22 protein-coding genes are annotated in these 22,882 nt (G+C 58.2%); 16 read left to right on the top strand and 6 right to left on the bottom strand.

Annotated features, from left to right (window positions below; all coding sequences use genetic code 11):
* Window positions 1-34: 34 nt before the first annotated feature.
* From Q7U76_09345 to Q7U76_09290, 12 genes are all read left to right on the top strand, one after another.
* Window positions 35-2,248, top strand: a complete 2,214-nt coding sequence (locus Q7U76_09345) for a beta-propeller fold lactonase family protein (protein ID MDO8356580.1) — start codon at window positions 35-37, stop codon at window positions 2,246-2,248.
* A gap of 382 nt (window positions 2,249-2,630) precedes the next feature.
* Complete coding sequence (locus Q7U76_09340; GenBank protein ID MDO8356579.1) at window positions 2,631-3,026, top strand: response regulator; 396 nt, start codon at window positions 2,631-2,633, stop codon at window positions 3,024-3,026.
* Window positions 3,027-3,505: 479 nt separating this feature from the next.
* Window positions 3,506-5,695 (top strand): beta-propeller fold lactonase family protein, encoded by a 2,190-nt coding sequence (locus tag Q7U76_09335; GenBank protein MDO8356578.1) that lies wholly within the window; start codon window positions 3,506-3,508, stop codon window positions 5,693-5,695.
* Window positions 5,696-6,076: 381 nt separating this feature from the next.
* The gene (locus Q7U76_09330) at window positions 6,077-6,517 is read left to right on the top strand and encodes a hypothetical protein (GenBank protein MDO8356577.1); all 441 of its coding nucleotides are present in this window, start codon (window positions 6,077-6,079) and stop codon (window positions 6,515-6,517) included.
* Window positions 6,518-6,572: 55 nt separating this feature from the next.
* Entirely contained in the window at window positions 6,573-7,343 is a 771-nt protein-coding gene (locus Q7U76_09325) for a hypothetical protein (protein ID MDO8356576.1), read from the top strand.
* A gap of 226 nt (window positions 7,344-7,569) precedes the next feature.
* A complete protein-coding gene (locus tag Q7U76_09320) occupies window positions 7,570-7,938 on the top strand; it encodes a hypothetical protein (GenBank protein MDO8356575.1) in 369 nt (122 codons plus the stop codon).
* Between the two features lie 114 nt (window positions 7,939-8,052).
* Window positions 8,053-8,985: a transporter gene (locus tag Q7U76_09315; protein ID MDO8356574.1), complete on the top strand. Its 933-nt coding sequence runs from the start codon at window positions 8,053-8,055 to the stop codon at window positions 8,983-8,985.
* A 97-nt stretch (window positions 8,986-9,082) separates the two neighbouring features.
* Entirely contained in the window at window positions 9,083-9,667 is a 585-nt protein-coding gene (locus Q7U76_09310; protein ID MDO8356573.1) for a sigma-70 family RNA polymerase sigma factor, read from the top strand.
* Between the two features lie 2 nt (window positions 9,668-9,669).
* Window positions 9,670-10,356, top strand: a complete 687-nt coding sequence (locus Q7U76_09305) for an isoamylase early set domain-containing protein (protein MDO8356572.1) — start codon at window positions 9,670-9,672, stop codon at window positions 10,354-10,356.
* A 254-nt stretch (window positions 10,357-10,610) separates the two neighbouring features.
* Window positions 10,611-10,970, top strand: coding sequence for an isoamylase early set domain-containing protein (locus tag Q7U76_09300; protein ID MDO8356571.1), 360 nt, complete (start codon window positions 10,611-10,613; stop codon window positions 10,968-10,970).
* A 28-nt stretch (window positions 10,971-10,998) separates the two neighbouring features.
* Window positions 10,999-11,844 carry a hypothetical protein gene (locus Q7U76_09295; protein MDO8356570.1) on the top strand — a complete coding sequence of 282 codons (846 nt, stop codon included), beginning with the start codon at window positions 10,999-11,001 and terminating at the stop codon, window positions 11,842-11,844.
* A 209-nt stretch (window positions 11,845-12,053) separates the two neighbouring features.
* A complete protein-coding gene (locus Q7U76_09290) occupies window positions 12,054-12,377 on the top strand; it encodes a hypothetical protein (GenBank protein ID MDO8356569.1) in 324 nt (107 codons plus the stop codon).
* An 81-nt stretch (window positions 12,378-12,458) separates the two neighbouring features.
* On the opposite strand, the gene Q7U76_09285 is transcribed toward Q7U76_09290, so the two are convergent.
* Window positions 12,459-12,773, bottom strand: coding sequence for a hypothetical protein (locus Q7U76_09285; protein MDO8356568.1), 315 nt, complete (start codon window positions 12,771-12,773; stop codon window positions 12,459-12,461).
* A gap of 592 nt (window positions 12,774-13,365) precedes the next feature.
* On the opposite strand from Q7U76_09285, the gene Q7U76_09280 reads away from it, so the two are divergent.
* The gene (locus tag Q7U76_09280) at window positions 13,366-13,797 is read left to right on the top strand and encodes a response regulator (protein MDO8356567.1); all 432 of its coding nucleotides are present in this window, start codon (window positions 13,366-13,368) and stop codon (window positions 13,795-13,797) included.
* Window positions 13,798-13,983: 186 nt separating this feature from the next.
* Window positions 13,984-15,285, top strand: a complete 1,302-nt coding sequence (locus Q7U76_09275) for a hypothetical protein (protein ID MDO8356566.1) — start codon at window positions 13,984-13,986, stop codon at window positions 15,283-15,285.
* Window positions 15,286-15,477: 192 nt separating this feature from the next.
* Here Q7U76_09275 and Q7U76_09270 read toward each other — a convergent pair whose 3' ends face one another.
* Window positions 15,478-16,149: a hypothetical protein gene (locus tag Q7U76_09270; GenBank protein ID MDO8356565.1), complete on the bottom strand. Its 672-nt coding sequence runs from the start codon at window positions 16,147-16,149 to the stop codon at window positions 15,478-15,480.
* A gap of 170 nt (window positions 16,150-16,319) precedes the next feature.
* Here Q7U76_09270 and Q7U76_09265 point away from each other — a divergent pair, with 170 nt between their 5' ends.
* Window positions 16,320-16,961, top strand: coding sequence for a DnaJ domain-containing protein (locus tag Q7U76_09265; GenBank protein ID MDO8356564.1), 642 nt, complete (start codon window positions 16,320-16,322; stop codon window positions 16,959-16,961).
* 63 nt (window positions 16,962-17,024) lie between these two features.
* On the opposite strand, the gene Q7U76_09260 is transcribed toward Q7U76_09265, so the two are convergent.
* Genes Q7U76_09260 through Q7U76_09250 form a run of 3 tightly spaced genes read right to left on the bottom strand, consistent with a single transcriptional unit; the run spans window position 17,025 to window position 20,046 of the window.
* Entirely contained in the window at window positions 17,025-18,239 is a 1,215-nt protein-coding gene (locus Q7U76_09260) for an amidohydrolase family protein (protein ID MDO8356563.1), read from the bottom strand.
* The gene (locus Q7U76_09255) at window positions 18,236-18,838 is read right to left on the bottom strand and encodes a DUF3365 domain-containing protein (GenBank protein ID MDO8356562.1); all 603 of its coding nucleotides are present in this window, start codon (window positions 18,836-18,838) and stop codon (window positions 18,236-18,238) included. The genes Q7U76_09260 and Q7U76_09255 overlap by 4 nt, the downstream gene beginning before the upstream one ends.
* Before the next feature lie 20 nt (window positions 18,839-18,858).
* Complete coding sequence (locus Q7U76_09250) at window positions 18,859-20,046, bottom strand: alanine--glyoxylate aminotransferase family protein (protein ID MDO8356561.1); 1,188 nt, start codon at window positions 20,044-20,046, stop codon at window positions 18,859-18,861.
* A gap of 345 nt (window positions 20,047-20,391) precedes the next feature.
* On the opposite strand from Q7U76_09250, the gene Q7U76_09245 reads away from it, so the two are divergent.
* On the top strand, window positions 20,392-21,894 hold the full coding sequence (locus tag Q7U76_09245; GenBank protein MDO8356560.1) for a CPBP family intramembrane metalloprotease: 1,503 nt from the start codon (window positions 20,392-20,394) through the stop codon (window positions 21,892-21,894).
* 146 nt (window positions 21,895-22,040) lie between these two features.
* On the opposite strand, the gene Q7U76_09240 is transcribed toward Q7U76_09245, so the two are convergent.
* On the bottom strand, window positions 22,041-22,835 hold the full coding sequence (locus Q7U76_09240) for a hypothetical protein (protein MDO8356559.1): 795 nt from the start codon (window positions 22,833-22,835) through the stop codon (window positions 22,041-22,043).
* Window positions 22,836-22,882 lie beyond the last annotated feature (47 nt).

Below are 22,882 nucleotides of genomic sequence, written 5' to 3'. Positions count from 1 at the left end.
GAGACTCGGTGAACGACGAATCTAGGAGGTTAGGATGACAGCGATGGAACGATTCCCTCACTTGATTAGCATCCTAAGGCAGGCCGCACGGCTGGTGACTATCACGGCGATAAGTCTCGTGAGCGTCACCCTGGCAGCTTGCGGGAGTGGCGGAGGAGGTGGGGCAGGTGGGGCAGCCCCAGCCCCAGTGTCACCAGTAGCCCCAGCAACGTCTGCTGTGGCCCGGTTTGCCTATGTCACGAATACGGACGAGAACACTATCTCGATGTACACGGTCAACGCGAGCAGTGGTCAGTTACGCTCACTCGGGTACATGATCTCCGCGTTCCAGCCCTTCTCCATTACGGTGGCCCCGAGCGGGCGGTTCGCCTATGTCGCGAACCAAAGCGACAGTCTGTCGACGTACACGATCAATAGTACGACGGGGGCTTTGACGGCGGTGGGCGCACCGATCGCGGCCGGTCCGTTGCCCACGTCGGTGACGGTGGATCCGAGCGGGCGGTTTGCCTATGTTGTGAATCGTAATGCCGCCAGCGTGTCGGCGTACACGATCAATAGCGTAACCGGGGCGCTGACGATCGTCGGCGCAGTCGCTACCGGGACAAATCCTATGGTGGTGACGGTGGATCCGAGCGGGCGGTTCGCCTATGTGGTGAATCTCGCCACCGACAACGTGTCGGCTTATGCGATTAATAGCACCACAGGGGCGTTGACGGCAGTGCCTGGCAGCCCGTTTGCCGCGGGGGCGAGCCCGCGTGCTGTCGTCGTGGACCCGAGTGGACGGTGGGCCTATGTGGCGAATCGCGACGACAGCAATATCTGGGTGTACGCGATCGACAGTATGACGGGGGCGCTGACAAAGTTGATGGGCTTCGAGACTCCTACAGGCGTGGACCCGAGGGCTATCACGATGGACCCGAGCGGGCGGTGGGTCTATGTGGCAAATTTTGGAGCCAATAGCGTGTCGGCGTACACAGTCAACAGTGCGACCGGGTCCTTGAGCCCGATAGCAGACAGTCCGGCGGGAAGTGGTCCGATCTCCGTGATGGTGGATCCCAATAGCCAGTTTGTTTATGCGACGAACGAAGTCAGCAATACCGTGTCGGCCTTTGCCATCAACAGCACGACGGGGGCTCTGACCCCCTTAGCCACGTCCGGGACGGTCGCAGCTCGCACTAGTCCTAGCTCTCTCGCTCTGGTCCGCGGGACTGCGCCGGTGCAGTTCACGCCGAAATTTGCCTATACGGCGAACCAACTGTCCAATAACGTGTCTGCGTTTGCGATCAATAGTACGAACGGAGCGTTGGCGGCCGTAGGCCTTCCAGTTGCTGTGGGTACGACGCCTCGTGCCGTCACGGTGGATCCGGCCGGGCGATGGGCCTATGTGGCGAACTTTGGCGACAACACTGTGTCGACGTTCACGGTTGATGCGGCCACTGGGGCGTTGACGGCGGTGGGTGTTCCGATTGTCACCGGAACGAATCCTGTGTCCGTGACCGTCGACCCGAGTGGTCGGTTTGCCTATGTATCGAACCTCGGCTCCAACGATGTGTCGGCGTTCCAGATTGATAGCGTTACTGGAGGGTTGACGGCGTTGATGGTGCCAGGTAGTCCGTTTGCCGCGGGGACAAATCCTGTCTCTGTGACGGCGGATCCAAGTGGGCAGTGGGCCTATGTGGTCAACCGAGGTTCCAGCAGCGTGTCAGCGTTTAAAATCAATCGCGTGACTGGCGAGTTGTTGGCGCTGGCGGTGCCAGGCAGTCCATTTGCCACGGGGACAAATCCTGTCTCTGTGACGGTGGATCCGAGTGGGCAGTGGGCCTATGTGGTGAATGAACTCTCTAACGACGTGTCGGTATTTTCGATCAATAGCACGACCGGGGCTTTGACTGCAGTAGGGGCCTCAGTTGCCGCAGGGACGAATCCTGTTTCTCTCACGGTGGACCCGAGTGGGCGGTGGGCCTATGTGGTGAACCAAAGTGCCGCAAATAATGTGTCGGCGTTTACCATTAACAGCCTGACCGGGGCGCTGACGCCTGTGGGTACGGTTACCGCAGGGCTGAATCCTGCTTCCGTGACGGTGGATCCGAGCGGACGGCGCGCCTATGTGGCAAATCAAGGCTCTAATGACGTGTCGGCCTTTACGATTGATAACGCCACTGGGGCGCTGACAGCAGCAGGTACCTTTGCGGGTTCGGCTCCGGCTAGTGGGCCTGTAAGCGTCATCACGAGTGGACAGGTACAGTAATCGAGTAGAGGCGCGGTTAGCAGATTGTGAAATGCAGGATTTAGGCGAGGGCGACAAGATCGACGCATCACGTGTCGGTCTTGTCGCCTGTCTGCTTCTCGTTACGTAGCAAACTATTGTGTCAGTTTTAACTTGATGACAGGGTCGACCGTCAAACACTCATCCCGGTAGTTCCTCCGTTGTGGCCGATCTGTCCCTACTGACCTATGATCTCAGGATAAATTTACTGAGGCTTGCTAGAGCCGAAGTGTTGCGGTTTAGGGCTGCCGCGCTTGAGGTAATGCCGTATTTTTAGGCCGTGAGCGTGGAATTGAAGGTCAGAAGGAATCAGAATTGTGATATATATGGCCCACTTGGAGTATCATGTTGAATCGGAGTACGTATGGCAGCAACCCCATCTGAGCAGACTATTCTCGTTGTTGAGGATCAAGAGGGCCCGCGTAGGGCCCTGATGATGATTCTCAGCTCGTTCTATCGGATCTATACGGCGGAGACGGCCTCAGCTGCGCTAAAGATTATTGTCGAATGCCCCATCGACCTGATCCTTATGGATGTCGGTCTTCCCGACTATAGCGGTATCGAGTTGCTTCGACGGGTCAGAGCTAGCGGGCAAGAGGTCAAAGTGATTGTCATGACCGGGGGGGCCTCCATCGAGTCTGCTGAAGAAGTGTTACGATTGGGAGCGGTGGCCTATCTGCTCAAGCCGTTCAATTTTCAAGAGGTGCTTACTCTGGTTGAGGATGCGTTGAAGGTCAAGGACACGAAATTGGCACAATGAGTACCCGCGAGGATCGGCTTCGTTTTACAAAATTAACCAGATTCCCTCTCTCGTCTGTTCTGCCTAGTTTCCTTGCTATTGGTGTATCCCTCGTTTCTTTCTGACGGCGCCTCTCCCCTCGCTGCTGATATCCAGTGCGTGCTTCTCCTGGACGGCCGTTGTTAGGGCAGCGGGTGTCTGTGCATTTTTTGATGACCCTGTTGCGGTGTCGACGCTCTCCTCGACCGCTCCATAGAATTTCTCATCACCGGGAAGAGTCTGAACCTCAAGGTTCGGACTCTTCAATATTGGAATTCTCCGCTGGGTGGAATGGCCAGAGGGGCCCTCGAAAGGAGGGGGTCTCCCTCATCTCTTGAGGGATAGTCCCTACCTACGGAGCCTGCTATAAATATAAGCAAGAGGGCTGTAGTGCCGATTCAGCATTTTGCTTTTGAACGATGTAGGGTGAACGACGAATTTCGGAGGTAAGGATGACCACGATGGAACGATTTTCTTGCTCGATCAGGGGGATCATGCAGGGGGCCCAGGTGTTGTCGCTTGCGACACTTGGCATTATGGGTGTCATTCTAGCGGGATGCGGCGGGGGCGGCGATGGCGGAAGTAGCGGGGCGGTCGCACCAACATCATCGGCAGCAGTTGTTGCTAGTGTGCCTCGGTTTGCCTATGTGACGAACGGGAACGAGAACTCGCTCTCTATCTATGCAGTCAATCCGACAAACGGACAGTTGCGACCGCTCGGGTACGTCACGACGGGAGGGCTCAATCCCAGCTCCGTTTCCTTGTCCCCAAACGGTCGATTCGCGTATGCAACGAACGAAATCACCGGTGGCGTATCGGCGTTCGCAATCAACAGCACAACCGGAACGCTTACGGTGGTAGGCCCATCGGTGCCCGCAGGGACAAACCCCCTTTCTGTCACCGTGGATTCGAGTGGGCGGTGGGCCTATGTGGCGAACCGTGTGTCCAACGACGTGTCGGCCTTCACGATCAATAACACGACGGGGGCGTTGAGTGCGGTGGCGGGCAGTCCGTTTGCCGCAGGGACTGCTCCCATGTATATCACGGTCGACCCGAGCGGGCGGTTTGCCTATGTTGTGAATCTTTTTTCCGACAACGTGTCGGCCTTCACGATCAATAATACGACTGGAGCGCTGACCGCGGTGGTAGGCAGTCCGTTTTCCACTGGGACACTCCCCCGCGCCGTCGTCGTTGATCCGAGCGGGCGGTGGGCCTATGTGGTGAACCGCGGTGACAACACGGTGTCGGTCTTCACGATTAACAGCACGACTGGCGCTTTGACAGCTGGCGCTCCGGTTCCAACAGGGATTGACCCTCGTGCCATCACCTTGGACCCGAGCGGGCGGTGGGCCTATGTGGCGAACTTTGGTGACAACAGCCTGTCGGCATTCACGATCAACAGTACGACCGGCGCATTGACGGCGGTGGGAGCTCCGGTTGCTACAGGCATAAACCCCATGTATGTCACGGTGGACCCAAGCGAGCGATTCGTCTATGTGACGAACTTCGGTGACAACACCGTGTCGGCCTTTGCGATCAATGGTGTCACCGGAGCGCTGACACCATTGTCGACGTCCGGAACCGTTGTCACCCGCACCGGTCCGAGTTCATTAACTATTGTCGGTGGCAGGGCACCAGTGCAGTTCACGCCGAAGTTTGCCTATGTGGCGAACCAATTGTCCGAGACCCTGTCGGCGTTCACGATCAACAGTACGACCGGGGCACTAACGGCAGCGGCGGGCGGTCCATTTTCCACAGGGACGCTTCCCCATGCTGTAGCCGTGGACTCGATCGGGCGGTTTGCCTATACGGCGAATCAAGGCTCTCACGATGTGTCGGCCTTTGCGATCAACAGTACGAACGGAGAATTGACCGCCGTGGGGACGGTTGCTGCCGGGACGGCTCCCATGGCCGTCAGCGTGGACCCAAGCGGGCGGTTTGCCTATACGGCGAATCAAGGCTCCAACGATGTGTCGGCCTTCACGATCGACGGGCTCAGCGGGGGGTTGACCGCTGTGGGTTCGGTTGCTGCAGGAGCTAGCCCTCGTGCCGTGACGGTGGATCTGAGCGGGCAGTGGGCCTATGTGGTGAATCATGGCTCCAATAGCGTGTCAGCGTATGCGATTAATCGAGTCGACGGGGCATTGACGCCGGTGGCGGGTAGTCCGTTTGCCGTCGGGACGAATCCGGTCTCCGTCACCGTGGCCCTGAGCGGGCGGTTTGCCTATGTGGCCAACGGTACCTCGAACGATGTGTCGGTATTCAGGATCAATAGCATGACCGGAGCATTGACGGCGGTGGGCGCTTCGGTTCCTACGGGGGCAAACCCCGTCTCTGTGACGGTGGACCCGAGCGGACGGTGGGCGTATGTGGCGAACACCGGCTCCAACAATGTGTCTATGTTCGCGATCGATGGGATTACCGGGGCGCTAACGTCTGCGGGCGCTCCGGTTGTCGCAGGGCTGAACCCGGCTTCCATCACCGTGGACGTGAGTGGGCGGAGGGCCTATGTGGCGAACCGAGGTTCCAATGACGTGACGGCCTTTACGATTGATGTCAACACCGGGGTTCTGACGCCGGCGGGCACCTTCGTGGGCGTATCTCCGGCAAGTGGTCCTGTGAGTATCGTCACCACTGGCGTGATGCAGTAATTCAATAAGGGGGATTGGTTGAACGTAGATCTAGAAATGGGTGGGGGCGACAAGATCTGCCGTGCGATACGTCGGTCTTGTCGCCTGTGCGTTTCCGTTCAGTGTATAGGTTGTTGACACAATTCTCTCTTAGAGACCTGCCTTTCTTGAAGCGCGTATTCCGGTGTCCCTCCGCTTCGCTCTTCTTCTTTTTTCATCGCAGATGCGCAAGTTTTTGACATGGGCATTTGATGCATCTTCTATCTATCCTCCTCCAGTTCCGCCGGTCGGTACAATTCTGCGGGTTTTTCGAAGGCGTCCGATAACCGTTCCTGGGCATAGGGTTTACCTTTCTCCCCCTCCCTCGTCTAACCCATTAGGCGAAGGAGGAAGGAGGGCTTCATGCGACAGGTCCATTCAACAGCGAGTGTGCTCGTTCTTTTAATTCTTCTGCTCCTGCCTGGTTGCACGTCGACATTGGTTCGAGACGATGTGAAACGAACCGCGGGGTTGGACGGCCACTGCGCCGGAGGCGAATGGGTGGACAACTCTTCGTTAGCGGTCCTGCCGGTGCCGGTGGTCGCTTTCTTTGTCCCTCACTTCGACCTGCACAAAGTGGCCAGCGAACCCTACTTGAATCGTTGTGGGGCTTCGACGCGTGTCGTCAATCGAAAGGTGTCGGTGAATACGACGGCCTGTATTCCTGCCGGTCTTACTCGAATCATCACCCTCGGTGTATGGCAATGGTGCCCGGCGCACGTCGCCTGGTCGGCGGATGTGTTGGCTGATATGCCGAGGCCGGCAGGATCGTCTCATGGGGATCTGCCTAAACCGAGATCGTAGTCGGCAGGCCAGTCAGTGTTTTCGTTATGAAACAAACAGGGGAAGGAGGGGCACCATGAAAGGGTTTCGCGTGAATCAGCTGACAGTATGGATTGTGAGTGGATTGGCCCTCGTGACGAGTTCGGTCTGGGCTCAAACTGTTTCGCCGATTCAGAATGGGCAGGTCGAGATCAGCGGGGCGTTGCCGAGGACTGGCTCTGGCTCGGTGGATATCGAGGCGCTGAAGCAAACGATTCAAACGCAATTCGCACGGCCAGGGGTGCAGGAAGTGCAGTTCCGTAATGTGTCGTTGACAGAGGCCGAGCAGCGGGTGCTCTTCCTGAACAGCGATCCCAACAAGAATCTGCTTCGCCAGGTGTCGAGCGTCGTGCCGTCGGCGAACGGCGCAGAACGGAATGTCACCTTTCGTAGCGGTGACGTTCGGGTAAGGGTCGGACGGGAAGAAGGACAGTTGCGGGCCAGGATTGAAGGTGTCGATCAATCGCAACTGACGGAAGCCGAACGGCAGAGCCTTCGCGCGCAGTTCGATCGACTTCGCCTGGAGGGGGTGAATGATCGTGGCGGCAATCAGGCCGACATTCGAGGCGGACGAGGTGGAAGTGATAACAGCGGTCCCGGCTCTGGGAATAGCGGGCATGGATCCGATAATCGTGGGCCTGGTTCCGCCAATAGTGGATCCGGCCATGGTGGCCGTGACGATGTCCGGCATGTAAACGACGATCGTCGGGTAGACCGCCGCGAGGATCGCCAACTCGATCATCAGGCCGATCGCCGAGAGGACCGTCAGCTTGATCGTCGAGCAGATCGAGCCAGCCGTAGTCGGTAAGGTCGATCTTGGTCAGGTGGACAGAGCGAGTGGTTGCGAAGGCGTGACTTGGCGCTCATGTTTTTGGGGTGACGTATCAAGCGTGAGAGAGGGTGTTTACCTTGGCATCGTTCCCTCGTCTTACTAGGTAGAGTCAAGGTCGTGTGAGGCCTGGGGCGCTGTGAGCTTGCAGCAATGTGGCGATCTGGTTATCGTGTTCAACGTGGCATAGAAAAAGGAGGAGGGTATGAATCGTTTAACTCACATCACAGTCTTGTCGCTTCTCTTATCCAGTGTGGGTGTACCCGCACTATTTGCTCAGGTGGGTGACGTTCGCCAGGAGGATCGAGGGTTACGGCAAGAGGATCGAGGATTGAAGCAGGAAGATCGACGGGAGGATCGCCGTTCCAGTGCCGGCGGCGAGGTGCGCGGACTCGATCGGGCAGATCAAGTGGCGGGCGAGCATGGGCGGGAAGGGCGAGACAATGCACGGTCTGTCCAGATGGATCGCTCAAATCGCCCCGAACGGGTTGAGCGCTCGCAGCGTCCGGAACGCCCCGAACGACCGCAGAGACCGGAACGGCCGGAAAAGCCGGAGCGAGCTGGGCGCAACTAGATCGACCTCGCTGTCGGTTACGGCGAGATGGCGGCGTCGGGAGACTTGCCCGACGCCGCTGTGTTATGAGCGCTATCGATGGTGTGAATCAGAGATAGAAAGATTGAAGGAGTCATGATGTTGAAATGGACAAGAGTGCTGATCGGTGTCGTTATGTGTTTGGGGCTCTGGGTTATGGTGGGCAATGCGGCGGATAAGACCGATCAAGGTCCACCTTCCCCTGATCGCAATTGGCAGCTCGGGTTTACCCCCAGCTATAGCAGTGGCAACTTCGGGACTGGCACGACCAGCACATTTTTTTATGCGCCCCTATCGATTCGGAGAATGTTTAAAGATGGCGATGTGACCCTGGTTATCCCATTTGTGACCGCGACTAGCGATGGACGGACCACTCTTGTCGGCGGTACGGCTACACGAGTCGACGATAACACGAATAGTGGATCGGGCGGTGGAGGGGGAGGCACTCCTGACGATGGAGGCTGTAGCGGGAAGAATTCTAACGTGAGCGGGAAGAACCGCACGTGCGGAACTACAACCAGAACAGCCGGACAAAAAGTAACGACGTCGGGTCTCGGCGATATTATTCTGAGAGGGCGCTACTATGTAGTGGAAGAAAATGACTATCTCCCGCTTATCGCGGTAACGGGACGGGTGAAGATGCCGACGGCGAGTGCCAGCCAGGGCCTTGGAACCGGCGAATGGGACTATGGGGCAGGCATCGAAATGTCCAAAATGTTGGGCAATAGTTGGATTGCATTTTTGGATGGGGGCTACAACATCATCGGGGATCCCGATGGGCTGAACTTCCAGAATCAATATTGGTATGACGTCGGGGCCGGTTACTACGTGACGAAAGATCTCTTGGCGAGCGTCTATTTCGAAGAGTACCGAGCCATTGTCCCGGGGTTTGTAAATGCCCGTGATGTTTTCTTCGCGGTGAACTATACGGCTTCGGCGGCCTGGAGATTGAATGCCGGTGTGACGCTAGGCGTATCCAATGGGGCTCCGGATCAAGCATTCTCGGTCGGGGCCAGTTACCGATTCTAATCATTTTGTAGGCGTTTACCTTCACCGTGATGACTCGTCTAATAGATCAGGGAAGCAGAATGGGATATTCGGCAGCGGCCATGCAGGGTGAACGAGCATGGCGATACTGCTAGACCCACGAGGAGCGGCAGACGAGGCCAAGTTGGTTGCTCGCTGCCTCAAGCAGGACCAGGATGCATTCGGCCAGTTAGTCGAACGATATGCGACGGTGATTGTGAACTTGGCTTACCGCATGGTGGGGGATCGGACGGAGGCGGAGGATCTGGCCCAAGAGACGTTTGTGGCGGCGTTCAAAGCGCTGCCGACGTTCAGGGCCGAGTCGAAGTTTTCCACCTGGCTCTACCGGATCGCAGCCAACAAGTGCAAGGATTGGCTTAGAGTCAAACGGCCAGGGCAGGGGCTCCAAGATGTCGAGATCGAAGACGTGCTCGACGATCGAGTGGTGGAGGCGCGGACCCCGGAACGGCTCTTGTCGCAGCAGCAAGTTGCTGCTGAATTGGATCGGGCGATCCAGCGGCTGCCGCCCCTCTACCGAGAAGCCTTTGTCTTGAAGCATGTCGAAGGGTTGAGTTACGAAGAGATGCAGGAGATTCTCGGGGTAAATGGCGATACGTTGAAAATGCGGGTGTATAAGGGACGGGTGCAGTTGAGTCGTGAGTTGGCAGAATTGAAAGAGGCGTAGCGATGCGAGAACAAGAGCTGCTGATCCAACGCTTTCTCGATGACGATCTGACGCCGGAGGAGCGGGTGACGTTTCTTCAGGCGATGGATACCGATCAGTCGTTGCGGCGGCGCTGGCTGAACCTTGAACTCGTGGTGAGCCAAGCAGCGCAGTTGCCTCGTGTCGCGCCGTCGGCGCGATTTATGGCGCAGGTGCAGGCCAAGCTTGCGCCGGAGTCCATCAGCCTCTGGGATCGACTCCGCGCAGCCATGACGTTGCCGCGGACGTTGGAGTGGAATCTGGCCGGCGCGATGGCTGCGGCTTGTGTGGTGGTGGTCGCTGTTGTGGGTCTGCTGCGTGTTGGGCCTGAACGGATTGTGGAAGTGCCTGTGCCGGTTGCCGGGGGGCAGGCGCAGCAGGCGTCATTCGCACCTGGGCAAGAGACTACCGTGTTTGTGCGGCTCGTGTTGCTTCAGCCTGGTGCCAAGTCGGTCTCGGTCGCGGGAGATTTTAACGGCTGGAATCCAGGGCAGACGCAGTTGGAACGATCCGAAGGTGGCCTGTGGACGGCGACGATTCCACTGAAGCCGGGACGTTATCAATATATGTTTGTGATCGATGGCAAACAATGGATTGCCGACCCACTGGCAGCAGAGGGGGCAGGCGATGGGTTTGGAGCGCAGAATGCGGTGCTCGATGTCAGTATCTAACAGGATGCTGAAAAAGTCCGCCAGCGGCGTTCTCGCCGCGCTCAGAGGCTCAACGTACCGACGCGTACGCCTCGCCTCTTCGTTTGCTGCGGCCTTGCAGGACGGCCTTTTTGAGCATCCCGTGGCCTGTTCAGATACGATGATAAATGTGCGGAGACCGCATTGCGAATTGGGAGTTTCGATTTTTTTACAGCCTGCGAATCCTCATATCGACTTCCTTGCATCGAGTCGCGCAGTTGGGTACGCTCACGCGCATGAGCAAGATGGTGCCGAGATTCGTGATCGTGCTGTTGTTCATCGGTCTGTCGGCCTGCGCACAGACGATGAAGCCCGAGTTGCCGAAGCGGGTGTCAGGGGGCGTACGATTTACGCTTTTGGCACCGGATGCCACAGAGGTATTCGTGATGGGATCGTTCAACAGCTGGAGCAAGGGGGCCACGCCGATGAAGGCGATTGACCGCAACGGCCTCTGGTCGGCCGAGGTGCCCTTGAATGAAGGGGAATATACCTTCATCTATCTCGTGAACGGCACTCGATGGGTGACGCCGCCGATGGCAGAAGATTTTGTGACCGATGGGTTTGGGCACACGAACGGTGTGGTCGTGGTGCGGTAAGGCGATGCGTATACAAACAAATATACACATGGGGTTGATCATCGTAGCGCTCTGGCTGCCGGTCGCGGCCGTTCAGGCGGAGACGCTGTCGGTCCAAGATCGCGAGGAGATCAACCGGCTTCGTTCGGCCCAAGGCTATTCGGCCGAAGAGGTCAATCAGTTGCTGGACCATGTGGCGAAAGCGGGAGAAAAGGGTCTGCCGACGGAACCCTTGGCCAACAAAGTGAAAGAAGGGTTGGCGAAGGGCGTGGAGCCGAAGCGGATCGATCCGGTCCTACGCCAGCTCGTGACCCATTTTGAGTCGGCGCAAGAAGTTCTTCGAGAAGTCGGGACGCGCGGTGTGGCGGAAGGCAATCGTCAGCGGGCTATCGAGATGATGGCCGATGCGTTGTCCCGTGGCGCCTCTTCGGAGGAAGTGCGGGAACTTGCCCGTGTCTCTCAGGATGGAAAACAGAAGGTCACGCAGGAGACCTTGGCCGCCGGGGCCAAGAGCCTGGCGGTGATGAAAGAGGGCCGAATTTCGTCAAAGGATGGGACTGCGCTGGTGGGCGAAGGCCTTCGCCAAGGGTATCGATCGTCCGAATTGCTCGATCTCAGCCGGGAAGTAAAGCGCCGTGGAGCTGAGTTCCATGATGGCCGTGCGAGTCTGCAGACCCTTCGCGAACAGGTGAGCCGGGGAGAGCGAGGAGACCGGTTGTTTCGGGAAGATCGCAGCGGATCCGGCAGCGGCGACCGTGGCGATCATGGTGGGAGCTCCGATCGAAGCGGCAGCTCGGATCGGGGTGGCAGTGGCGGTGACCGCAGCGGAGGTTCCGATCGTGGCAGCCGACCTGATCGAGGCGGAGGGAGTGGTCACGGAGGAAGAGACCACTAAAATGTGTGATTTGGAGTTATTCTCAGGGCTGCCTTCGTGAGAGGGCAGCCCTTTTCCATTGAATAAAAGGACAAACCCTTGGACGAAACCAATGAGTCTTGGCAGAAGGGGTGCTGCTGGCAAGTGGTTGAATTCTGTGGTCAACACACAGTTGGTGTGCGCGTTGTTGCAGGCAGGGGCTCACACGTTACCTAATTGAGGAGGAAATCATGAAGCAGATGTTGCTCGCCATCAGCGCAGTCATCTTGACCATGGGGCTGGCCTACGCACAGGCAGACGGGCCCGTGATCGATCAGCGGCAAGCCAATCAGGAGAAGCGGATCGATCAGGGGATTGCCAGTGGCCAGCTGAATGAGCGTGAAGCCAATCGCTTGAACAAGCAGCAGGAACACATCAATAAGATGGAAGATAAGGCGAAGTCAGATGGGACGGTCACCAAGAGAGAGCGGGCTAGAATCGACCATGCGCAGGATCGTGCCTCGCGCCACATTGCCTGTGAAAAGCACGACCGCCAAGGTAAGCGGCATCAGTAGATCCTCGGGGGGCTGAGGTGAAAAATAAGAGGGGCTCACGACATCTGTCGTGAGCCCCTCTTGTCGTTCGTGTGAACAAACTTACCGGCCGCGTCCACCACGATCGGCACGCCGATCCGCTTGCCGATCTTGCTGCCGATCTGCCTGGCGATCCATCTGCCGATCCGCCTGACGGTCCATCTGGCGATCCTGTTGCCGGTCAGCCTGTCGGTCTTGCTGGCGATCGGCCTGACGATCTTCCCGCCGATCCGCTTGGCGATCCTGTTGCCGATCCGCCCGCCGATCTTCCTGGCGAACATCCGCCTGCGCGAAGACGATATTCGGCAGAATGGCGGGGGCTGCCATGGCCATGACCAAGCTGGCAATCGTTCCGACTTTCAATAGACTGTTCTTCATGATGTGCGCTCCTTCTGTGCAAGAGAGTGGATGATACGTATGAGTCGCGGCTGTTCTTGGATGGGATGGAACCGGCTCTCTCATCCGGAGGCCCCCACCAATCAACCTGTCACTCAGTAAGACGGCGGGAGTAGGAAAAGGTAAACGCTGTGCATGCAATGCCAGGAAAAAACGAGTCAGCCGTGGGAGGGCGACTGGCTCTTTGAGGCGCAGGGCGATGGTTATAGCAGGACGCCGGCGTGCATGGCTGGATTCGCACCGATACTGATGAGTTGTCACTACGCCTGAGTCTATGTCGGCTGTAGGGCGATTCCTACAATGCGTGCGACAAAGAAAGGATGTCAGCCCGTTCAGCTGAGCAGGCTTCCTGCCCAATGCCTCAATGTATTGAGGTGTTACGGTCGACTTCGGCCTGGCGGCGCTGTAGGACAAATCCGTCGGTAGAGTCATTCTCTCCGTGGATGCCTCTCCGGAGATATAGTGTTTTATCGTTACGTGGTTAAATGGACTTAGAGTGCCAATGCACCTAGTGGGACATGTGATGTGCAGGTATGATGAGGCGTCGGATCAGCGAATGTGTGCGGAGCATGTGATGGCGATAGGCGCTTCTCAGCCAAACGTTTTGATCGTTGAGGATCAAGAGGGGCCTCGAAAGGCCCTCTGTATGATTCTCAGTTCGTTCTATCGGGTCTATACGGCGGAGACGGCTTCTGCCGCGCTGAAAATTATTGGTGAAGGTCCCATGGACCTAGTCATCATGGATGTCGGCCTTCCTGATATCAGTGGAATGGAGTTGCTTCGACGGGTGAGGGCAAGTGGCCAAGCCGTCAAAGTCATCGTGGTGACTGGGAGGGGAAGTCTCGAATCTGCTGAAGAGGCCATGCGGTTGGGGGCTGTGGCCTATCTCCTCAAGCCATTCAATCTTCTCGAGGTCCTGGCCTTGGTGCAGCAGGGAGTCAAGGCCAGTGCTGCTGAGTTGGCCTTGCGGTTGCCGATGATTACGAGAACTGTCTCGCCAGGGTGAAAGCGGATCTCGTTCTCGCTCGTACTCCCCATACGGACACGTCTTTCAGCGGTACTGCCTCCTTGTCGCCACCCGCGAGCCCATGTCTTTGTATAAACGTGGATGGGCTTTCTGCGAGAGGCTGTTTCCTCGCTCTGTTTCGAATATGAAGCGGGGTTGCTACAATGACGTCCCATGAAAGGTCGGATGACTAGTCGCAATCTGTTGGATCGCCTCCCTCAAGAGCGTCGGTCTCTTCTTCGTGAGCTTGGAGCTCTCGCGGATGAACGGGGCGTGTCCCTGTATCTCGTCGGCGGTGTGGTTCGGGATCTGCTGCTGGGGCATGCGACCCTGGATCTCGATCTGACGGTTGAAGGAGATGGTGTTGCTTTCGCTCGACTGGTTGCCGACCGCTATCGCGCTGGGCTTGCGGTATTCGAACGGTTTGCGACGGCGCGACTGGTCTTTCCTGACGGGCTCAAGATGGATATCGCGACGACCAGGCGAGAGTCCTATGCCTTGCCAGGTGTCCTGCCGACGGTTCAGCCTGCGTCGATCGAAGAGGATCTCTACCGGCGGGACTTCACCATCAATGCCATCGCGCTGCAACTGAATCCCGGACAGTTCGGACAGCTGCTCGACGCCTATGGAGGGCAGCGCGACCTTTGTGCGCGTACGATCCGCGTGCTGCATGCAGGCAGCTTTCAGGACGATCCCACGCGCATCTTCAGAGCGGTCCGGTTCGAACAACGGCTCAAGTTCCGCCTTGAGCGCAAGACGAGTCGCCTGCTCGCACAAGCGGCCTCCACGAGTCTGATCCAGCAACTCTCCGGTCCTCGATTGCAGAACGAAATCCTGTTGCTGCTCGGCGAGCGCAATCCGGTGCGGGTGATGGCGCGGTTGTCGCAGTTGAGGTTGCTCCGGTTCCTTCATCGCCGTTTGACCTACACGACGAACGTGAAGCGAGTGGTGACGGCCGTTCCCAAGGCGCTTACCTGGTGGACGCGTCGATTCCCGGATCGTGAGATCGACAAGCCAATCGTCTATTTCATGGCTCTCTCGAGCGAGTCGAGCCCGGCTGTGATGGCGACGATGATCAGGCGGCTCGCACTGTCACGGGAACAAGCCAGGAAGGTGAGTGCCGGCGGAACGTTGGTCGATCGTGTCCTGAAGAGACTGGCCGATGAGGGAATCGTACGCCAGTCGCAGGTCTATCGCCTCTTGGTAGACCTTCCGGATGAGACGCTCGTCCTGGCTCTTGCAAAGCAGATGAGTCTGCAGCAAGCGGCGATATTGAGCGGCCTGAAGGGGCAACTTGTGGCCTATATGAAGAATCGAACGAGCAAGACGGCACTCACGGGACGAGATCTTCAGTCCATGGGGCTGCAGCCAGGACCGCAGTACGGGACCATCTTGGGGAAATTGTTAGATGCACGCATCGATGGAACGATCACAACGGAGGCGGAGGAGCGTGCTTTTATTCAGAAGCGATTTGGCTTAGTCGCTTGAAGGGGAACTGTTTCTGCCCTGGTAGGGTTCGGCGAATGGGACGTTTTCGATGATGGCCGATGAGCCAGCAGGCTGTTCAAAAAGACCGCCAGCAAGGCCGCAGGCGGAGCAAGAACCGGAGGCGTACCCTCGGGGTACGTTGAGGATTCTTGCGAGCCGAGAACGCCGCTGACGGTCTTTTTCAACAGCCTGTTAATTCAGCGAGGTGATGGAGAGGGACACTTCGTTCGGCAACAGTAGCGTCACATTCGCCTGGTGCGTGGGATCCGGCTGAATGAGCGCAAACAGGGGCACTGGTTGTGGCACCGTGCTCGGCGGTAAGGCCAGCAGAACTGGAAAGTCGAGCAGGGGCGATACGGTTGTCAGACTGGCCAGGCGCAGGCGAAAAGCCATGAGAATGTCGCGTAACCGGTTCGTTTGATCTGCTTCAGGGAGTGCGTGGGTTGTGACAATGCCCACTTCCCAGAGCGGTCGGGTGATCGTGACCGGGAAGGTGATACCCAGTTGCAGGGCAGTTGGCGTCACGTCGATCAAGGTTCCGGCTTGAATAGCCGCGTCTCGGTCGCGAATGGCCGGAGGCAGGACTGTCCCCTCTACCAACTCTTGTCCATCGACCGGCTCGAGCGAGAGAGGCTCTTGAGCCTCGTGCGGTTCATGTTGCGCGGACGGAGCCTCCGCGGATTCTTCTACGGTGGAGGGAGCAGAGCTCACGGCGTCTGTGGGAGGCAAGGCCTTCACAATACCGTCGTACACGGCTCGGGCGGCAGCAGACCAGGACTCATCGAAGGGGCGACCGGCAAAGGCCGCATCCGCAGCTTTCTTCTCGTCGTGGGTCAGGGCTTTGGGTGGCGGTGTGTTAGTCATATTTACACCATAAGCCGCTTTAAGGGGATGTCAAGGGGTCGCACGATTCAGGCTAAATTTGAAGCGGTTATTTCGCATGCCGCATGCCGTTGGGAGTTGCGCCAGGCTAGAGTTGTGCAATGCGTGGGGCAAGGTGTAGCCAGGCGAAGTCCCATGCTATAGTCGCCGCCATGGCACGAATCGACTACTATCGGGTGCTGGGGGTCTCGCGCGACGCGTCCGACGACGCGATCAAGAAGGCGTACCGGAAGCTGGTCTTTCAGCACCATCCTGATCGCCACCCCGAGAGCACACAGGCGGAATCCAAGATCCGTGAGCTCAATGCGGCGTATGAAATCATTGGTGACCCGGAGAAGCGGCGGAACTACGATCGGCTCAATTGGGGGGATGAAACCACCCGGGATGAAGCGATCGATCCAGCCGTTATTCTCGACGAGATGGAGCTGAAGCTCTTCGATGAAGGGCGCAAGGAAGTTTTCGCCCTGTTGATGAAAGACGTGAAGCGGATCAAAGCGGAACTCGCCGTGATTCGCGAGCGGACGGTGGCGGATCAAGGATATGACACGTTCAAGGAAGCCATTATTCGGGAACGGGCCTCGGAGGTTATGGAGGAGCTCGTCACGGTTGAGATGGAGGGGCGCAAGCAGCGGCTCGTCGAAGTGGCCACGGAGATGTTGTTGTCCCAAGGGGTGGCAAATCGTGGCGACGAGGGAGGCGTGAGATCGTTGCGCGGACAGCTCGAGGACGTCTTCCGCAAAGGACGCATCAAGGGTTTTGCCAGCGCACTGGAATTGTTCTACGAAAGACGTTAGACGTGAAAGGTGAAACGAAGGAGGTTCTTCTCGTTTTACGTTTCACCTTTCACGTCTCGCGGTTCACGTCTTCGAAAGAGGTCCCGCCGCCCACGTGCCTGCCTGCATGACCCCGACAATCCGGCTGCGGTCGCGGAGCAGGTCGATGTGGCGGATCGGATTGCCTTCGATCAGTAGAAGATCTGCCACTTTCCCCTTCTCGATGGTTCCCACCAGGTCCTGAATACCGATTAAACGTGCGGCAGCGGAGGTCGAGGCGAGAATGGCCTGCATCGGGCTCATGCCGAAGGCGACCATCCGTTCGAGCTCCTGGGCGTTTTCGCCATGAAAGTTAAAGGGCGTCCCCGCGTCGGTGCCCATCGCAATCTGGATGCCGTCACGCAGGGCGTTCTTGAAGCTGACGGCATGACGTTTCGTCATCGATTTGGCCTTGTCGCGAGCACTGTCAGGCACCCCGCACCCGAGGCGGCAGGCGGCCGTAGTGGCCAGCGCGGAGAGGGTCGGGACCATGAAGACACCCTGTCCACGCATCATGGTTGCGGCTTCTTCGTCCATGAGCGTGGCATGCTCGATCGAATGGACTCCGGCGCGGACGGCATTTTTCATCCCCGATGATCCATGGGCATGGGCGGCGACTTTCCTCCCCGCTTGCCCGGCTTCTTCCACGGCGGCCCTGAGTTCTTCCACCGTCATTTGGGCCTGGTCGGGCGAGGTGCCTGGCGTGAGGACACCGCCAGAGGCAATGACTTTAATGACGCCGGCTCCAGCGGCGATTTGTGCGCGTACGACAGCACGGACTTGTTCGACCCCTTCCACTTCCTGACCGATAAACCGGGCATGGCCGCCGATCATGCAAATCGCCAGGCCTGCTCCGACGATGCGAGGGCCTGGCACGAGGCCCGTATCGATGGCCTGCTTCAACGTGAAGATGGCATGGTCTCGCGACCCGACGTCGCGTACGGTGGTCACGCCTGCCTCCAAGGTCTGGTGCGCCGCCCGGCTGGACTTGAGCAATGTCAGTGCGGGCGTCTCGTTCGCGATCGCCTCGACGACATCCGGCTCGGCTCCGAGGCAGAAGTGCACGTGACAGTCGATCAATCCCGGCAGCAGGGTCAGTCCCCGGCCATCGATCTTGGTCGCGCCATGTGGGATAGAGAGCTCTCGATCCGGTCCGACGGCGGCAATGGTCTTCCCTCGAATAATCACCGTGGCCCGTTCGATCGTCCGACCGGTCCCGTCGATGACGCGCACTGAGCGAATGGCAAAGGATTTCATCATGGTATATCGATGGGGATGGTGATGATAATGCCGCCCATCACATCGCCGACTTTGTAGTCGCGGCGCGGGCTGTTGGGATGTTCGTTGTGACAGGTCACGCAGGATTGGGCGACCGCGAGATCCGGATAAATCGTTTGATAGTAGCGGCCACCGTCGAGTCTGACGAACCCCCCGAAGGGTTTTGAGGGATCTTTGGTGACGGTGTCGAGCCCTTTTCGTTCGAAGTCTGTCGTCGCACCGTTCCAGACATAGATCGGCGTCATGCTGGCGAGCCGGAAGGTGAACTTGAGATCCTTTTGTGCGACCAGCCGCCCGGACTCCAAGAGAAATTGTGCAGGCAGGGGTACGCCTTTTTCGTCTCGCCAATGTTCGATCGCGACCGCGAGTCCTGCCTTGCGGAGTTTATCCACGACGTTTTCCGTGTAGTTTTTTCGGTTGGCTTCGATCAAGGCGTGGATATACGACGCGGCCTTTTCCGGCGGAACGAGATCAGCCTTCATCTGATTGGCCAATGTCAGGGCAAAGATCCAGTAGGTGATGACGGCGACAAAAGCAAAGGACCCGCCACCGAGTACCCAGAGTAATGGTTTGTTATCCATGAGAGTGATGTCCTTTGCCGTTAAGACGCCTTGCGGTTATAGATCCGTGCTGCGGCTTGGAGTCCGACTCCGGGAGTGGACAACCACCCGCCGCGAATACCGAGTTCTTCCAACGCATTGAGCAGGGTTAAGACGTGTGCTTCGGTCGATGATTCGCCCATGAAGCCGATACGCCAGACCTTTCCTGTGAGGGGGCCGAGCCCGCCGCCGATTTCAATGCCATAGATCGAGAGTAGCTTCGTCCGTATCTCGGCCTCAGGAATATGGGAGGGGACTGTGACACAGGTCAACATCGGGAGTCGATATCCTGTGGGGGGAAGAGGCTGAAGTCCAAGTTCGATCAAGCCCGCGGTCAAGGCGTCGCTATTGAGTTGATGGCGCGCGAAGCGAGCCGGCAATCCTTCTTCGTCGACGAGGCGCAACGCTTCCCGTAGCGCATAGAGCATGGAGATCGGGGCCGTGTGATGGTAGGCCCTCTTGCCTTCAGCCCAGTAGTCCGCGATCAACGACAGATCCAAGTACCAACTCTGGCAGGGCGTTCGCCTGGCTTTGATCGCATCCAATGCGCGTTCGCTGAGGGTGAAGGGAGACAGGCCGGGTGGACAACTCAGACATTTCTGTGTGCCGCTATAACAGACGTCGATGCCCCAACGATCGACCTCGACCGGGGCGCCCCCCAACGAGGTCACAGCATCGACGAGAAACAGGCTGTCATGCTCGCGGCAGAGGCGGGCGATGGGCTCCAGCGGCTGCCAGACGCCGGTCGATGTTTCCGCATGGACGATGGCCACCGCCTTCACCGGGCCGGATTGGCGCAGTGCCTGTTCGATGGCCTCTGGTTCTATGATTTGCCCCCAGGGGGCCTCTACGCGGATGGCCTTGCCACCGCACCGCTCGACGATGGTGGCCCATCTTGTGCCAAACACACCATTGACCCCGACGATCACGGTATCGCCCGGCTCAACGATATTCACCATCGATGCTTCCATCCCGGCTGAGCCGGTGCCGGAGATTGCGATAGTGAACCGGTTCTTGGTCTGAAAGACGCCGCGCAACAGGGTTTGGATATCGTTCATGATCCCGAGAAAGGCCTGGTCCAGATGGCCGACCAGAGGAGTCGAGAGTGCGCGGAGGACTCGCGGATGCACCATGCTGGGTCCTGGGCCAAGGAGCAGCCGGCGTGGCGGGATGAAGTTTGGAAAGGGCATCACACTCCGAATCTCACAGGATGCTGAAAAAGTCCGCCAGCAGCGTTCTCGCATCGTTCAGACCCTCAACGTACCCTCCGGGTACGCCTCGGGTCTTCACTCGCTGCGGCCTTGCTGGACGACCTTTTTGAGCATCCTGTAGGGGGCTACTCCTGTCGCTCCAGACGGATGAACCAGCGCATGATCATGTTGCCTAGTTTGGTTTTCCCCCAGGCGGAAAAGAAAACGGCTCAGTATAGCGGAGTTCAGTTGCCTTCGGCCACGGGTATTCTGATGGGTCTTTTGCGTGGTCTAGTCACTTTGAGGGGTTTCGAGTCGGAAAATCAGCATGTTATAGTTCGAACTATGATGGAGAGAGAGACTGTGCCCTTCAACGAGTCGCCGCCGCCACAATCCTGGTGGCGAGCCACGGACGCGCCGCCCCCGGTCGGAATCTATCCCGGACGATTTTCGCCCAAGATCACGCTCTTGGCAGCCATATTTCTCGTGGGGGCCTTGGCCATGGTGGTGTGGCTGTCCGCATCGTCATCTAAGCTGGAGCGGATCGAGGCACCTGAGCAAGCGCTCAGTCTGATGGTCAGTCGGACGATGGATGTTCATGAAGGTCTCAAGCGTGCGAGACCATGGGAGCAATGGCTCTTTACCTGGGCCTCCGGCGATCGCGAGGCTGAACAGGCTCATGCGATTGAATGGTATCGAGAATTGGCCAGGGTCTCTGCCGATCCTGTCGTGCCGCTTCAGTTAGCGATTCTTCAAGCTGAGGCCGGCCATGTGTCGCAGGCGCTCCTCTCCGCGCACGACTGGGCCGAAGCGGACGATCCGCTGCCTCAGTTTGCCGATCTGGTGATGGCCGCCTATGGCGAAGGACCGGCTCAGGATGCGGACCGGTATGTCTTGTGGCAAGCCGAGCTGGCAGAGCTGTTGCCTGCCGGCTGGTTTTACGATCGCCTGGCTGAAGGGTTGGCCCGCCGTGCCAAGGATCACGCACTCGTGGTTAGGATTCAGGAACAGGCTGCGGTCCGCGTCGACCGTCAATTTGTCCGGTCGCAGCGCGTCACGCTTGTCGAGCTCAGCGCGCTGGTCCTTGGGACGGTGGGCTTAGTACTCATCTGGCTGAGGCGGAAGGAGCCGTCCAGCTTCGTCAGGCTCCATGAACCGGGCGTGCCGCCGCCCTGGCCAGGCGGAATCGGTGCGGCAGTCTTGCTGCGCGGCGGCGCGATCGGTGCGATGGGTACTGCGCTATTTTTGATTTATGCGCCGCCCGACAATGCGTCGCTTCGGGCATTGGCCATTCCGATGACGAATCTGCCGTTACTCTTTTTAGCCCATCGCCACCTCTTCCGGCCGGCCGGGATGACGTTTGACGAAGGCTTTGGGCTGGAGATCGGATGGGCCCGTGCCGGACGTTTGGCGACCGCGGTCTTGGCGGTGGTGGCTGCCGGGTTGTGGGGCGAGTGGGTGATGGATTGGCTGTCGGAGCCGCTTCATCTGACGAGTCATTGGGCTGAATGGTTCGACGCAGATCTTGTCTGGGCCTCACCGATGCTGACGGCGATCAGCTTGGTCGAGTATGTGATCTTTGCGCCCGTGTTTGAAGAACTCGCATTTCGCGGGCTCCTGTTCGCGATTCTACGCCGGAGGTTCCGCTTCCTGCCTGCCGCGCTGATCAGTGCGAGCATCTTTGCCATTGCCCATGGTTATGGATTGGTCGGTTTCATCAGTGTGCTCTGGAGTGGTCTGCTCTGGGCCTGGATGTATGAAAAAACCGGGAGTCTTTTGCCTGGGATGTTGGCGCATGCCATCAATAATTTGCTCGTTTGTCTGGCCGTGATGGCGTTGTTACGGTAGCGGGCGATCAAACTGGCTTCCAACGTCGTTCTCAACTCAACCCAATCCTCAACGTACCCTACGGGTACGCCTCCGGTTGGGCTTCGTCTGCGGCCTAGTTGGAGAGCCAGTTTGATCGTCCGCAAGAGCCACAATATGTGAAGTTTCTATGTCAGTGTTTGCAGGGCTTCGTATAAGTCCGGGTGCTTCAGGTCGTAGCCTAGCTGAACGCGAACTTTGGCGGTGCTGATTCGTTTTCCCGATGAAGAGTCTTCTTTTGCGGCTGTCGCTGTCACGTTCCATCGCTGTTGCGCGGTGGCGCAGATTTCGCTCCATGTGTGAGGTTGGCCGTCGCTGACATTGTAGACCTCGCCAGGGGTTCCTTTTTCGATGGCGGCGAGGCAGATGGCAGCCAGGTCTTCGACGTGGATCAAGTTCACATATTTCCGTGATGGGCCGACGCGGCCTTGCCTGATCCAATTCAACGGATTTCTCCCGGGCCCATAGATGCCCGCGACGCGTAAGACGATCGCTCCATATGTGTGTCGTAAGAACTCCTCACCCTGAACGCGGGGTTTGGTCAGATCGATTGGCGCGGTTTCATCGATCCATTGCGGCGGGTAGTCCTGAGATTCGCCGACTTCATAGGCAGAGGTGCTGCCGAGTACCACCAGGCGTCTGGCTGAGGCGTTGAGCCAGCCCGCGAAGGCTTCTACCTGATGAAGCGGAGTTGCCGGAAAGCACCAGACGAGATCGGCGCCTATAGGGATATTCATCCAGGTCGAGGGCTGTTCCAGGTCGAATATCACACGTTGTTCCGAGGGCATCTCCGCGAGATGGCAAAGAGGATTTCTGCTCGTGGCCAGGATCGTCCGTCCTTGAGCGGCTTCCATGGTGTACAACACATGCCCCGTATAGCCGGAGCCCAGCAGCACGAGTGGCGAAGTCGAAGGTTGGCTCACTCAATACCCCCCATCCGTAAGGTTGGTTCATCTTTTCATAGTCGAGT

The organism is Nitrospirota bacterium, assembly GCA_030645475.1.
Lineage (GTDB): Bacteria > Nitrospirota > Nitrospiria > Nitrospirales > Nitrospiraceae > Palsa-1315.
The sequence above is the reverse complement of the archived record's forward strand: the minus strand, read 5'-3'. Positions and strand labels throughout refer to the sequence as shown.

Bases quoted from the DNA above. Each gene is read 5' to 3' on its own strand.
- Q7U76_09280 (MDO8356567.1), top strand. From the start codon at position 13,366: ATGGCGATAGGCGCTTCTCAGCCAAACGTTTTGATCGTTGAGGATCAA.
- Q7U76_09290 (MDO8356569.1), top strand. From the start codon at position 12,054: ATGAAGCAGATGTTGCTCGCCATCAGCGCAGTCATCTTGACCATGGGG.
- Q7U76_09265 (MDO8356564.1), top strand. From the start codon at position 16,320: ATGGCACGAATCGACTACTATCGGGTGCTGGGGGTCTCGCGCGACGCG.
- Q7U76_09275 (MDO8356566.1), top strand. From the start codon at position 13,984: ATGACTAGTCGCAATCTGTTGGATCGCCTCCCTCAAGAGCGTCGGTCT.
- Q7U76_09340 (MDO8356579.1), top strand. From the start codon at position 2,631: ATGGCAGCAACCCCATCTGAGCAGACTATTCTCGTTGTTGAGGATCAA.
- Q7U76_09300 (MDO8356571.1), top strand. From the start codon at position 10,611: ATGAGCAAGATGGTGCCGAGATTCGTGATCGTGCTGTTGTTCATCGGT.
- Q7U76_09285 (MDO8356568.1), bottom strand. From the start codon at position 12,773: ATGAAGAACAGTCTATTGAAAGTCGGAACGATTGCCAGCTTGGTCATG.
- Q7U76_09260 (MDO8356563.1), bottom strand. From the start codon at position 18,239: ATGATGAAATCCTTTGCCATTCGCTCAGTGCGCGTCATCGACGGGACC.
- Q7U76_09295 (MDO8356570.1), top strand. From the start codon at position 10,999: ATGGGGTTGATCATCGTAGCGCTCTGGCTGCCGGTCGCGGCCGTTCAG.
- Q7U76_09335 (MDO8356578.1), top strand. From the start codon at position 3,506: ATGGAACGATTTTCTTGCTCGATCAGGGGGATCATGCAGGGGGCCCAG.
- Q7U76_09255 (MDO8356562.1), bottom strand. From the start codon at position 18,838: ATGGATAACAAACCATTACTCTGGGTACTCGGTGGCGGGTCCTTTGCT.
- Q7U76_09270 (MDO8356565.1), bottom strand. From the start codon at position 16,149: ATGACTAACACACCGCCACCCAAAGCCCTGACCCACGACGAGAAGAAA.
- Q7U76_09330 (MDO8356577.1), top strand. From the start codon at position 6,077: ATGCGACAGGTCCATTCAACAGCGAGTGTGCTCGTTCTTTTAATTCTT.
- Q7U76_09325 (MDO8356576.1), top strand. From the start codon at position 6,573: ATGAAAGGGTTTCGCGTGAATCAGCTGACAGTATGGATTGTGAGTGGA.
- Q7U76_09345 (MDO8356580.1), top strand. From the start codon at position 35: ATGACAGCGATGGAACGATTCCCTCACTTGATTAGCATCCTAAGGCAG.
- Q7U76_09320 (MDO8356575.1), top strand. From the start codon at position 7,570: ATGAATCGTTTAACTCACATCACAGTCTTGTCGCTTCTCTTATCCAGT.
- Q7U76_09310 (MDO8356573.1), top strand. From the start codon at position 9,083: ATGGCGATACTGCTAGACCCACGAGGAGCGGCAGACGAGGCCAAGTTG.
- Q7U76_09315 (MDO8356574.1), top strand. From the start codon at position 8,053: ATGATGTTGAAATGGACAAGAGTGCTGATCGGTGTCGTTATGTGTTTG.
- Q7U76_09250 (MDO8356561.1), bottom strand. From the start codon at position 20,046: ATGCCCTTTCCAAACTTCATCCCGCCACGCCGGCTGCTCCTTGGCCCA.
- Q7U76_09305 (MDO8356572.1), top strand. From the start codon at position 9,670: ATGCGAGAACAAGAGCTGCTGATCCAACGCTTTCTCGATGACGATCTG.
- Q7U76_09245 (MDO8356560.1), top strand. From the start codon at position 20,392: ATGATGGAGAGAGAGACTGTGCCCTTCAACGAGTCGCCGCCGCCACAA.